Source organism: Arenibacter sp. F26102 (genome assembly GCF_023015865.1).
GTDB lineage: Bacteria > Bacteroidota > Bacteroidia > Flavobacteriales > Flavobacteriaceae > Arenibacter.
This window is the reverse complement of record NZ_JALKBC010000021.1, coordinates 39391-52832: the sequence shown is the minus strand read 5'-3', so window position 1 is coordinate 52832 and position 13442 is coordinate 39391. Positions and strand designations below refer to the sequence as shown.

7 protein-coding genes are annotated in these 13442 nt (G+C 38.9%); 5 read left to right on the top strand and 2 right to left on the bottom strand.

The genetic code is table 11. The features are described 5' to 3' along the window. Positions 1–2 precede the first annotated feature (2 nt). Positions 3–4991 (bottom strand): translocation/assembly module TamB, encoded by a 4989-nt coding sequence (locus MWU78_RS20615; RefSeq protein WP_247001375.1) that lies wholly within the window; start codon positions 4989–4991, stop codon positions 3–5. A 328-nt stretch (positions 4992–5319) separates the two neighbouring features. On the opposite strand from MWU78_RS20615, the gene MWU78_RS20610 reads away from it, so the two are divergent. Beyond that, positions 5320–6222: a DUF808 domain-containing protein gene (locus MWU78_RS20610; protein WP_247001373.1), complete on the top strand. Its 903-nt coding sequence runs from the start codon at positions 5320–5322 to the stop codon at positions 6220–6222. Between the two features lie 114 nt (positions 6223–6336). On the opposite strand, the gene MWU78_RS20605 is transcribed toward MWU78_RS20610, so the two are convergent. Continuing rightward, positions 6337–7374, bottom strand: a complete 1038-nt coding sequence (locus MWU78_RS20605) for a LacI family DNA-binding transcriptional regulator (protein WP_247001371.1) — start codon at positions 7372–7374, stop codon at positions 6337–6339. A gap of 677 nt (positions 7375–8051) precedes the next feature. On the opposite strand from MWU78_RS20605, the gene MWU78_RS20600 reads away from it, so the two are divergent. From MWU78_RS20600 to MWU78_RS20585, 4 genes are all read left to right on the top strand, one after another. Beyond that, positions 8052–9344, top strand: a complete 1293-nt coding sequence (locus tag MWU78_RS20600; protein WP_247001369.1) for an MFS transporter — start codon at positions 8052–8054, stop codon at positions 9342–9344. Positions 9345–9447: 103 nt separating this feature from the next. Then, positions 9448–10374 (top strand): carbohydrate kinase, encoded by a 927-nt coding sequence (locus tag MWU78_RS20595; protein ID WP_247001367.1) that lies wholly within the window; start codon positions 9448–9450, stop codon positions 10372–10374. Positions 10375–10421: 47 nt separating this feature from the next. Beyond that, the gene (locus tag MWU78_RS20590) at positions 10422–12170 is read left to right on the top strand and encodes a glycosidase (RefSeq protein WP_247001364.1); all 1749 of its coding nucleotides are present in this window, start codon (positions 10422–10424) and stop codon (positions 12168–12170) included. A gap of 76 nt (positions 12171–12246) precedes the next feature. After that, a complete protein-coding gene (locus MWU78_RS20585) occupies positions 12247–13401 on the top strand; it encodes an ATP-binding protein (protein ID WP_247001363.1) in 1155 nt (384 codons plus the stop codon). Positions 13402–13442 lie beyond the last annotated feature (41 nt).

Here is a 13442-nt window from a genome sequence, read left to right as displayed (position 1 = left end):
TTTTATTCTTTTTTTTGAATTTCTTTGTCTTTTTCTTCAGCTGATTCGACTTCCTTTAAAGGATTGAACAATTGACTAAATCTATTAAATTCCCTGTTGAAGATCAAGGCTACCCCAGTTACGATCAATTGTCCGTCTATGATGTTTTCATATTCGTTCTTTCTAAACCCCCTTAGTCTATAACGACCATCTTTGGTAAGTAGGTATTCTAGGCTTACGTTACCGATTATTGGGGTTTCCTCTTGCCCTGGCTGTGCGCTGCCTTCAACATCAACGGCACTACCTGCAGTTACGATCAAGCGGTCGTTGAACAATTTTTTCTTGGCGTTGATGTTCAGTTGGGTCCGGTCTTGGGGACTCTCGCCCTGATAATCGGTAAAGCTGTCCAAATCAAAATCCACCTCGAACCCGGATTGCCCAAAAACCCTGTCCGAAAATGCGTTCAGTTCCCCTGATAATACTTTGTTTACATTGTCCCTTGCAATGGCCGAAGTACCACCAATGCTTCCGTCGCTTCCGGTATCAGGATAAAAACGATTAAGTGCCAACAAGGAAAATACCTGTTTGTTAAGCTCAGCCTCTTGTTGGTTCAATTGTTGTACCCTTCCATAGACGGCACCACCCAATGATCCCTGTTCGTCCTCTGGCATATCCAGTCCAAACGACAATTTTGGCTCCAACAGTTCCCCATCTACATTAAGATAAACCAAAAATGGTAGGACCTGTCGGTATTTGCCGGTTAGGCTATTATCCTCACTGGAAACCACGGACGACATTAGAGGGGCCGCTGAAGTTTCCACTGTATAGGTTGCGGTAACGTCCAACTTGGCATTGGTGGGGTCTCCCTGCCAAGTTATGGTGCTGTTAGGATTTATCAGGAACCTTCGTTTCACTAGGTTGTACAGATTGGTCTCGTAATGCCCGGAGTTTAGTTCGTATCGCCCTGTAAGCTGCATCCTTCCGTTGGGCTCTACATTAAGATTAAGGGAGGCATCCCCAGAAACGCGAAGGTTATCTCCTGTACGTTTATCTATAATAATATTAAATTTGGAATCTTCGGCTATCTCCAGGATGGCTTTGACATCCAAGCCACTAAAGAAGGCTGGCGTTTCTTCATTGTCATTTCTAGTAAGTATGGCATTGGGATTTTCACGGTTTACAAAAATGACCACACCCTCACGTTCTTCAACATCCAACTGGGATTCTGGGACAACATAAGTCACTTCGGTACCTTCGCGCACACGGAGTTTTCCGTCTATTATGGGTAGTTTCAAATTGCCCTTTACAGAAAGGTCAATATCAATACTGGCTTTTCCATAGAATAATTCATTGTCTTTCTCTGTGGAGTTCAGGAACTGAAATTGTTTGGCATTGAGGCTAAGGTCTAATTTTGGGTTCAACAATTCTTTGGTACCAATAGAACCATTCAATTTAAAATAGCTGCCATTGGCATCGGTAATCTGAAAATTATCCATATACACTCCGTCCGTATCAATCTTTAATGTTTCATCCGATATTTTAAAGACAGAATTCAAGCTGGCGACATTAAAATCGGTGTCATTAAAGTTGATGGTTCCTGTATAAACCGGGGATGTGGTGGTACCCGAAACATCTATTTTCCCGGAAAGAAAACCATGTGTATCTTTCAAGGTCCCAAATGAAAAATCTTCAATAACCTTTAGGTCTATTCTGTTTAGGTCCAGATCAAGGTTCAGTTTGGCCCCAGTTTCTGCAGCGGCATAGTCCCCTTTTAAATCTAAGTCCGACCCTGCACCTTTAAGGGCTAGATTAAAATCATAGGTATCACTGGTTTTGGAAGTGGCCTTTAAGGACAAATTACCAATGGGGTGTTGCATTATCTCTAAATCGCTAATTTTATAATCGGCTACAATTCCTGTTGCCCCATATGGATTTTCCACAATCAGATTTCCATTTACCAAGCCAGAGGCCAAGGGGGAATCTGGGTTGAACAGGCTTAGAAAGGTTTGTAACCTAAATTGGTCGAAGTTTATGGCGAGATGTTCTTCTTCAGAATCGGAGGCCGAATTGCTCAAGCTCAGTTGCTGGGAATTTCTAGTCAAATTTACATTCTTAAAACCAAGGTGGTCAGGGGCGAAGGTTATCTGGTTATCTTCGGGCATAATCCATTCCTTTTTGTTGAATAAGAGTCCGTCCGGATTTATATGTAGCAAGGTAGTATCCCTGGCGATAATCATTTTTGAGGCGATAAACACTACTTTTTCCTTTTCGTCCCATGAACTGAAATTCAATAACAATTCCTTGTTTTTAAGGGAGCCCTCTAAATATGTCCTTTTAATATGAACCGGATCCGAAATGAGGTTTATAATACCAGCGGTGAAATTTAAGTTGGAGGAATCGCCAATTGCCGAGAGATTCATACTGTCCAGTGTAATTCCCTTATACTTAGCTGAGGGAACCATTAATTTGGCATTAATATTTTTGGTGGCCGCATCAAAATTGGCTTTGACAATAATGGAATCCATCTGCTCCAAATCCCTTAGAAATACTTCGGTAATAAGGGCATTTGGATGTATATTTAGATTCATTTCAAGTTTAACTGAATCAGAAGGGGAGGGTTCTTTTATAGTGTCCTCAAAGTAACTTTTGAATTGTTTCGTCAGAGCGGTATTGATTCCCGTAGGGGAGCTGTTCGATTTTAGTCCGCCGTTCAGAAAATCACTCTTGATATTAACTTCGGTGCTAAGGGTGTCTATTTTGGATTCTATTTTCATGAGGCCCATTTGGTACTGCTGACCATCATAAACTGCTACACCATTGTTTATCTGTACATTCAATCCATAGTTGTTCATGTTCCCGTCAAAATCGGCTTCCAAGTCCAGCCCGGCCTTGATATTTGCCTTAGTGATACCGAGTGCTAGTAGGTCGGCTCCAATAACATTTAGGTTTAGCCTTATTTTTGAAGAGATGGAATCCAAAACCAAAGCCGTGTTCGATTTGAAATTAAGGTTCTTATCCTTAAAGTTCAGGTCAATATCACCTTTCCCATTTTCGATTTTTCCTTTTAACTCAAGATTTGAAAAGTCATATTTTTTAAGTTCCAATTGAGTAAAATCGGATTCGAAAACAGCATTTAGAGTATTAAAACTATTACCATTACCAGAAGCTTTGATATTAAAGGTCATGAGTCCCAACTGCTCATTTCTTAACAACTTACCTAGTTGCAGGCTATCCACTTTAAGATTTCCGTCGAAGTTGATTTTGTCTGTGCTGGAATAGTTACCATTAAGTTTGGCAGTGCCTTCCGGTATTTTCAAAAAGGCTTCCCCCGAGATATTATTTGGATTACCGTAGGTTTTGGCCTGTAAAAAAATGGTCTGGGGAATTTCAATGTTCAAATCCTTTTCCGAAACAAATTGTTGCAAATCCTCTCGGATGGTAGTTACATTTAGGTTAGGGAAATCAAAGGTTAGCGAATCCGTTTCCATAAGGTTGGATACGGTTCCTTCAGCTATCAAGGAACTGCTGCCCCAGAAGAATTGTAGATTATGGATATCAATATCTTCAAGTATCCCTGTGGCATCTAATTTCCCTGTAAATGGATGCTGCAGGGCGGCAGAAAAATATTCGTTCTTGTTTAAATTAGGTTGAAAAAATAGGGCATCTTGCAGAGCGAGATGTAAGCTGGACATTTGTAGGTCCATTTTGGTTTTCCCAGGGGAATAGATCAATTGGTTTAAGGATTGATAATTCATTTTTATGTCGGCCCTTAACCAACTGGAATTGGTCTTTAATTCTAATCCAGTGAGCGATGCTGAGCTATCGTCCAGTTTGGCTTCGAAACCTAGACTTTGTAACTGAAAGCCACTTTTGTCAACAAATGATAAATGATCTATCTTCAAGCTGCCATTTTTAGGTTGGTAGTTGAGGTCATTGGATTCTAAATTTAGTTTTGAAAGGAAAATATCGTTGGGATTAAACTGACCTTCTGTTGTTGCATTATTAGCAGAACGGTATTGGACAGAATTATTATTGAGGACGATGTTATCTGCCACTATAAAAAGTTGTGGCCAGGAAAATTCAACATATTCTGCAGTATTACCGGTAGTGTCCTTAGGGGTAAGTTCCCTTTTCTGAAAATTTAAGGAAATGTCCGAATCTTTAAGGGATAGCAACCCAATTTCCAGTTCTTTCCTGCTTAAATCGGCCTTGGGAAGTTCCAAAACAAAATCGCCTATGTATGCCTTGGCCAGCACACCTTCTGGGATGGAACTATAATTGGCCCGCACATTTTTCAGTTTAAGATTATTGACTACTAAAAAAGGCAGCGGTGTTTGTGTGTTATCATCAGGAACAAAAGGCCTGGTCTGATTGTAATTGATGTTCGTATCCGAAAGCTCAAGATCCTCCAGGTTGAAGAGCATGGTCTCCAAGTCTATGGTATTGGAATTTAAATATAATTGCCCCAAAACAAGACCTCCTTCCACGCCAGAGTACGCATCATTGTAATTAATTTTAAAGTTGGATAAATTAAGCGATCCAACATTAATTTTCATAGGTTCTACTTCCGGGGAAGGGGGAGTTGTGTCATTGGTGGCCAAGGCTTCCAATAAAAAATCAAAATTGAATTTGCCAGAATCTCCGCTCCTAGTTATATGTGCCTTTAGACCATCCCATTCCACGGACTTAAGGTTTAGTTCGTTGCCGAACAACAAGGGAGAAAGAGGTATATTGGCTTCCAAGCTTTTTGAAAACAACAAAGTATCACCTTTCTGGTCCTCCAGATACAGGCCTTCCAAAAAGGCATTCCCTGAAAAAGTAATAAAAAGTCGGTCTATTTCAACTTTGGTGTTGGTCTTATTGGCAACATAAGAAGTGACTTTGGAAACAATTATATTTTGTCCCCAAGGGCTTCTAACGAAAAGTACCAAAACGATAAATAGCAGTGCAAGCACCAAAACAACTTTGGCGGTCCCCCTTAAAAATCGATATTTTGACTTGGTTATTTTCATAGTTCTTACACCAAAGATCATCATTACTGGATTAGGAAATGCACTTTTACGATACTTATACTAACTTATTAAATAAAATATACGGTTAAAGGGAATTAGTACAAATATATTGGTCCATAATTGTGAGGTTGGGTTAGTGGCTAAAGTTGTATTGGGGCAATATTGGAATTTTTTAAGCCTTTGTTTTTTAGGAAAAGGACCTATTATTGTAAGTAGTAAGTAAATAAAGGAATTATAAAATATATTTGCGGACATGGAGCGGTAGCCTGGGAGTGAAGAAAATAATAGAAGAAAAAACAATATAAATTAATAAAGGAAGTGTAGTTATATGGCATCAGGATTTTTTGCTTTGCTGGACGATATTGCCAGTTTAATGGATGACGTAGGGGCAATGACTAAAATTGCAGGTAAGAAAACGGCCGGCATTTTGGGGGATGATCTGGCGGTAAATGCTGAAAAAGCTTCTGGTTTTGTATCCTCACGTGAAATTCCAGTGTTGTGGGCCATTACAAAAGGGTCTATCCTGAACAAGTTGATCATTCTTCCCATTGCTTTTCTGCTCAGTGCCTTTTTGCCTGTGGCGGTCACCGTAATCTTGCTATTGGGCGGACTTTATCTGGCGTATGAAGGGGCAGAGAAGATTTACGAATTTTTAGTACCCCACAAACATCCAAAAGCAGAGAAAGTAAAAACCTATTTAACTAAAAATGAAATCCTGCTTTTGGAAAAGGAAAAAATTAAGTCGGCCATTATAACCGATTTTATTCTCTCCATTGAAATAGTCATCATAGCCTTAGGAACCGTAGTTCAAGAACCCATTTGGACCCAGGTAACGGTAGTCTCCATTATAGCCCTTATAGCAACGGCAGGGGTTTACGGAATAGTGGCGCTGATCGTTAGGATGGACGACTTTGGTCTTAGACTTATTGAGCTCAATGGTAAGAAGCACAGTATATCGGATTATGTTGGCAGGTTTCTGGTAGGGGCGCTGCCGTGGGTAATAAAAAGTCTATCAGTTATCGGTACCATTGCATTGGTGTTGGTGGCCGGGGGCATTTTTGTGCATAACCTTGAATGGCTACATCATTGGCTTATTGACATTCCAGCTATTTTGGGCGAATTTATTGCCGGTCTCGTTATCGGTTTTCTTTGTTTATTGGCTGTTATTGCCATTAAAAAAATTTGGAAGGCTTTTGGACTGGGGATGAAGGGGGCTGGCACTGCGGAATAATTCATCTGAATTAATAGGGATTGTAGGGTGACATGGGACGGATTAGAACAAGGTCAGAGAAGCTTTTGGAACATATGGGATATTCATTCCAACTTAAGACTCGAGTTAGAGAGATTAATTAACAACCTCCTTAGTTGATTGTCTTTTAACCAACTCCGTTTTTAATACAATGCTTTCGTAAACTATTGATTGTTTATTTTTTACTTGCTGCATTTCCTTGTAAAGTTGCTTAAAAGCAGTTTTTCCCATCTCGTATCCCGGCTGGTCAATGGTAGTTAGGGTAGGGGAAATGACCGATGACATAAACCAATTACTAAAGCCGACTATGGAAATGTCTTCTGGAATATTTACACCTTGTTCGTTAAATTCCGTAATGGCCCCAATAGCCACTAAATCGGTATTTATAAAAATGCCATCAACATCGTTATGGTCTTTTAACAATTGGCGGGCATTAATTTTTCCTTCCTCAAAACTGTTATCTCCACATTCGCATATATAAACCAGAGAAGGATCGTAGGGCATATTGTTATCCAATAGGGCCTTTTTGTAACCAAGAAACCGATCAATAGAATTTTGTGGTAAAAGGGCGCCTCTAAAATGAGCAATTCGTTTGCAACCTGTATCTATTAAATGTTGTGTTGCCGCATAAGCAGCTTTTCTATCATCGATGATGACCTTGGAACATTTCACAATTTTGGCAATCTTATCGAACATTACCAATGGTTTGTCCTGGGCAATAACGTCAGTCAAATGATTGTAATCGGCAGTGCCATTGGCCAATGAAATTAGGATACCATCAACCCGCTGACTTAATAGGAGTTGAATCTGTTTTTTTTCCATTTCATAGGATTCATTGGATTGAAGTATGATGACCAGATAGCCCTTTTTTTCTGCTTGGGCGATAATTCCTTTAATAACGTTGGAAAAAAAATGGTGGACAATTTCTGGGATTATTAATCCAACGGTCTTGGATTCTTTGGTCCTTAAGTTTACCGCAAAAGCGTTGGGCCTATAGTTCAAGGTTAAAGCCAATTCTTTCACTAGAGCCTTGGTTTTTTTACTAATATCAGGATAATCCTTCAAGGCCTTTGAAACCGTGGTCACAGATATATTTAATTGTTCGGCTATTTCTTTTAAGGTTACAGGTTTCATCCAGTAGTTTTATTTTTCAATAATAAATATACAAAAAAATGAAAATCTAAAACGTTTTCGTTGATTTCGAAAACGTTTTCGTTTGGGAGTTTGATAATTTATGGTATTTATAATTATAAATTTAGCAAGGAAGCTCACAATTCCCGTTAAATAATTGGAATTGCAAGGTCAAATAAGGACATCTGTTATAAAATGGAAATTCCGGATTTTATGGGTGTATCATACTTTCAAAAAGTAAATAAATATATGGGGCGATATCCTTCTTTGGGATAGGAAACCTACGCCAAAATATAGATTTTTTTAGGTTGGTTGATTGTTTTTTCAAGTGTTATGTAAAAGGAGTTGATGTTGTGGAAACATTGTATCGACTCTTTTACTAACCAAGATTTATTATCAATTAGATAAAATTATTAGGCGAAATCCTTATAAATGGCATATCGGTTTGCTCTGAATTTAATAGGGTTGGTGCCGCCGTATCATCATCATCAGTTCACAAATACTACAACATATATTAATAAAGAATAAAGCTTAGGGTCAGAAGTACTTTTTGTTTTCTATGACTGAACTAAAAATGACTAAATTCATGGGTAACAATAGCTTGTTAAATAACAGGAATAACCTTCAAAAGATATGGTATGCTAAACAAACCTAAGTTAAGTTTTTGGCAAATTTGGAATATGAATTTCGGATTTCTAGGAATTCAATTCGGATTCGGACTACAACAAGCCAACATGAGTCCTATATATAGGTATTTAGGTGCAGATGAGGCACAAATACCTTGGTTGTGGTTGGCAGGACCTCTTACTGGTTTATTGGTGCAACCTATTATTGGAGCCATGAGCGATAAAACATGGACAAAATTAGGACGTCGTCGTCCGTATTTCTTGGTTGGCGCCATTTTGGCAAGTGTTGCCCTGATTTTTATGCCATATTCCTCAACCCTCTGGATGGCCGCTGGTTTATTATGGATTCTGGATGCCTCAATGAACATTGCTATGGAGCCCTTTAGGGCTTTTATTGCTGATAAATTACCAGCAGAACAAAGAACATTGGGATTTTCAGTTCAAAGTTTTTTCGTTGGCCTTGGCCAATTTTCGGCAAACATAATGCCTTGGTTGTTGGGATTTTTAGGAATCATTACACTAGGGGCCTATGGTGAAATTGCAGAGTTGGAGAATGCCAACGGGATTCCCAATTTTATAAAATATTCATTTGTCTTGGGTGCAATGGTCATGCTTGGTACTGTATTGTGGACCATTTTTACCACGGACGAATATCCTCCGGAAAATATGGAGGAATTTAAAAAGGATAAAGGCAGTATTGCCAAGGTTTTTATTGAAGTGAAGGAGGCAATTGTTACCATGCCCAAAACAATGAAACAACTTTGGTGGGTTATGTTCTTTGTTTGGTACGGCCTGCCTTTAATGTGGCAATATCTTTCCTTGGCCATCGCACGTCACGTATTTGGGGCCGCCTCTCCGGCTCATCCTGATTTTGAAAAAGGTGCATTTTATGGAGGTATTAGTTTGGCTATATTTAGTGTTGCCTGTTTTACAATTTCTTTCGCCATTCCATGGATAGGAAAAAAATTGGGCCATAGATTAACACATGCCGTTTTCTTGGTTATAGGGGCCATAGGTTTTCTTTCTATGCAAATTGCTACCACGACCACCATGTTTTACCTATGTATGTTTCTGGTTGGTGTAGCTTGGGCTTCCATAATGGCTGTTCCTTATGTAATACTTTCGTATTCCGTGCCAATGGCGCGAATGGGGGTCTATATGGGTATTTTCAATATGTTTATAGTGGTGCCGCAGTTTATAAGTATGGCTACCGTACCATTTTTTTATGATGCCTTGTTTCAGGGAGATCCAAGAAATGCTTTGGCTTTTGTTGGGGTGTGTTTTATACTCGGAGCCATTTCTTGTATGTTTATTTCCAAGGATTATGCCAAGGCACAAATTAATTGATTATCAATCATGAGTATAAATCTAATCTACCACTTATTCTTTTTTACGAAGGAGATGGGTTAAAGACCGAGTGAATTTAAGGAATAATAAATTGAAAGATAATATGAGAAACATAGATATTCTATGTGTGGGGGAAGTGCTTGTCGATTTTATAGGGCAACAGCCTGGGGTGAATATTAATGAAACTCGCGATTATCATAGATATTTAGGTGGTTCTCCTACCAATGTTGCAATGAATTCTGCCAGACTGGGATTAAAATCGGTTTTGGTAGCAACGGTAGGGGATGATGGTTTTGGTGAATATATTTTTAAAAGACTCGCAGAAGTAGGTGTAGATACCAACTATATAAAGACAGTTGATGACAGCCCAACCAGCGTAATTTTTGTTTCAAGATCGCAAAGTACACCAGATTTTATTCCATATCGTGCCTCGGATTATTGTATTTCCGAAAATCAGATCAACACGGACATTCTTGGGAATACCACAATATTTCACACCACTTGTTTTGCATTGAGTATGGACCCGGCTAGGACAACTATATTGAAAAAGGCGGAAGAGGCATATAACCAGGGTTGTAAATTAAGTATAGACGTAAATTACGCTAAAAAATTATGGGAAAGCCAAGAAGAAGCCCTTAGGGTAATTAAGGCTTATTGCAAGTTTGATCCCTTGGTCAAAATTAGCGAGGATGATATGCTGAGGCTTTTTGAGCAAACTCTGTCACATGATGAGATATTTAACTTTTTTCATTCGGAAGGGGTAGACATGGTCTGTTTAACCCTTGGTAGCAAAGGGGTTAAACTATCCCAAAAAGGAAAAGGGGTTATTCAATTACCTGCCATTAAAGTGGATAATGTAATGGATACCACTGGTGCCGGCGATGCATTTTGGTCCGGGTTTTTGTTTGCCTATATAAAAGAGAAACCAGTTGAAAAATGCTTGGAGGTGGCCTTGCAACTAGCAGCCATAAAACTGCAGAATGTTGGTAGGTTGCCAGACAACATCAATATATTATCCGAACTTCTATAGATTTTAATCTATTAACTCAAAAGAAAGTTTAGAACGCTCAAAAGAATATGTCAAAAGAGAATAAAGCACATAACAAAAATATTGGTAATGGTGTAATGCTAAATGCCTATCCCGATAGCATTGGCGCTAAGCTGCACGACCTTGTAAAGATGTTGGAAATGCCCGAGTTTAAAGATGTGTTTTCCTTGTTTTATGTATTGCCTACCTTCTTTAATAGTGACTTAGATAGAGGATTTTCCATTATAGATTATAACTTAAATAAAGAATTGATCTCCGAGAATGATCTAATGGCCTTGGATAGACTAAATATAGGTTTGAAGTTTGATATTGTTTTAAACCATTTATCGGTGGCGTCACCACAATTCCAAGACTTATTGAAGCAGGGCGACGACTCAAAATTCAAGGACTTTTTTATCAACTGGAACGAGTTCTGGGAAGGCGATGGTAAAATGGGGGAGGATGGGGTTATAATCCCCAAGAAAGAGTATCTCAATAAGCTATTTATGAGGAAATCCGGATTGCCCATTTTAAAGGTGTATTTCCCGGATGGTTCGGAAAGGCCTTATTGGAACACCTTTTATCAGCATATTGGTTATAATAAGATTACCCCCAACGATTTAGAAGATATAAAGGAGTTATCACGCGCTCAGGTAGAATCAATCTGTAACAAGGTAAATAGGGTAATAGAAATAGGAGAAGATTTTAACAACCTGGATTTTCACGACTGCCAACAATTTAAAAGTGAAATCTTGAAAATTGTAAATCGGAATCGGTCCTATTTGGGTCAAATGGATGTCAACGCAAAATCTCCCTTGGTTTGGGATTTTTATGAGGAAACCTTGGAAAAGGTAAAAGGTTTTGGTTGCAGAATTCTAAGGCTGGATGCCTTTGCCTATCTGCATAAAGAGGTTGGTCAATCCAACTTTTTTAATAAACCCGGTACCTGGGAGTATTTAGAGCGCATAAAACAAATGGCCCAAAAGAACAATTTGATGTTGCTGCCGGAGATCCATGCAGAATACGGACTTCATCTGCACGATGAGGTGGCCGCGGAAGGCTATTATATTTACGATTTCTTCTTGCCGGGACTCACCATTCACACCCTGGAAAATGGTACCAACAAGGCATTGTTGGTCTGGGTCAAAGAAATAATTGGGAAAGGTTATAAAACGGTAAACATGTTGGGCTGTCATGACGGGATACCTGTATTGGATCTAAAGGGAAAGGAGGTCAACGGAGTTTATAATAAAGGCTTGCTGTTGGATGAAGAGATAGAGGCCATCATGAATAAAATTATGGATAGGGGAGGAAGGGTTAAAAATCTCTATGACCCTTCAGGGAAAAAGATTTCTTATTATCAGGTAAATGCAACCTTTTTTAGCGCCTTGGGCGAAGATGAAAAAAAACTGTTATTGGCAAGGGCCATCCAAATGTTTATGCCGGGAATCCCCCAGGTATGGTATTTGGATATTTTTGCTGGAAAGAACGATTATGAGGCCGCTGATAAAGGGGGTAGTGGAGGCCATAAGGAAATTAATAGAACTACTTTATCCCTACAGGATGTGGAGCAAGGTCTTAAAAGGGATATCGTATTAAATCAACTCGCCATAATCAGGTTAAGAAATATGTCAAAGGCATTTATGGGTAGCGTGACAATTAATGAAACTCCTGAGAGCGAATTGGACATTGTCTGGACCAATAACAGTGACAAGGCGCAGTTGAAAGCGAACCTTAAAACCCTTACCTTTACCATAAACTATACTCAAAACGGTATTGCCAAAAGTATGGTATTTTAGATCTAGCAATACTTAAAATAATAAAGCCCTGAAAAAACCCAAAGTCCCCCAAAATGAAAAGGAAAGAATAAAGGAATTGGATTCCTATTCTATCTTGGATACATTGCCAGAATCCGATTATGACAATCTAACTACGATTGCTGCGGAAATATGCGGAACCCCAATTTCCCTAATTAGTCTCATAGACGATAAGCGGCAGTGGTTTAAGTCCCACCATGGTTTGGATGCCACTGAAACACCTAAAGAGTATGCTTTTTGTGGACATGCCATTAATACGCCAAATGATGTATTTATTGTTCAGGATGCCAGAATGGATGAACGCTTTCATGACAATCCAATAGTTACAGGTGATCCCCATGTAATTTTCTATGCCGGTGTACCACTGGTCACTGAAGCAGGACTTCCGTTAGGAACCTTGTGCGTCATAGATCATAAACCTAATTTATTAAGTCAAAGCCAGATTAGATCCTTAACTGCCCTTTCAAATCAGGTGATGAATTTATTGGAGTTAAGAAGGAATAAAATACTGTTGGAGCAGGCGATAGCGAAATTGGAAGAAAAAAATGAGGCCTTGGAAAGGTTTGCCGTTGTTGCTGCACATGACCTTAAATCACCCTTGATAAATATTTCCAGTTTGGCGCAACTTTTCCAAAACCAATATAAGGGGACGTTGGATAGTGAAGGTTTGCAAATGTTGGAAATGATTGTTAGTTCCTCCGATAATCTAATTGGTCTAATTGAAGGTTTACTGCACTATAGCAAGGCCGAGAGCATATTGGGTGAGGGAAAATCAAATATTGATTTGGAAAGTTTGAGAACTGACATAGAAGGACTTTTTAATTTTGATCACAGTTTAAATCTGGTTTTAAAATCAGAATTGACCCATATTAAAGTCAATAAAACGGCGATACATCAGGTTCTTATTAATCTGGTTACCAATGCCATTAAATACAATGACAAGGAGAGGGTTAAAATTGAGCTAGGGGTAACGGAATTGGATACCCATTACCTTTTCTATGTAGAAGACAATGGACCTGGAATAGCAGCAAAGCATCAGGAAAAGATATTTAAAATTTTCGAAAGATTATTGGCCACCGATAAATTTGGTCGCCCTGGAAATGGGATAGGACTGGCAACAGTAAAGAAAATAGTTGAAAAATTAGGGGGGGACATCAAGGTGGAATCGGAACTTGGAAAGGGTGCGAAGTTTATTTTTACTTTGGAAAAGTAAAAAACCATAGCCAATAAATCCACTAGATATTTTAGAGATTG

Coding starts and splice junctions, on each gene's coding strand:
- MWU78_RS20595 (WP_247001367.1), top strand. CDS start 9,448: ATGAGAAACATAGATATTCTATGTGTGGGGGAAGTGCTTGTCGATTTT.
- MWU78_RS20590 (WP_247001364.1), top strand. CDS start 10,422: ATGTCAAAAGAGAATAAAGCACATAACAAAAATATTGGTAATGGTGTA.
- MWU78_RS20600 (WP_247001369.1), top strand. CDS start 8,052: ATGAATTTCGGATTTCTAGGAATTCAATTCGGATTCGGACTACAACAA.
- MWU78_RS20605 (WP_247001371.1), bottom strand. CDS start 7,374: ATGAAACCTGTAACCTTAAAAGAAATAGCCGAACAATTAAATATATCT.
- MWU78_RS20615 (WP_247001375.1), bottom strand. CDS start 4,991: ATGAAAATAACCAAGTCAAAATATCGATTTTTAAGGGGGACCGCCAAA.
- MWU78_RS20610 (WP_247001373.1), top strand. CDS start 5,320: ATGGCATCAGGATTTTTTGCTTTGCTGGACGATATTGCCAGTTTAATG.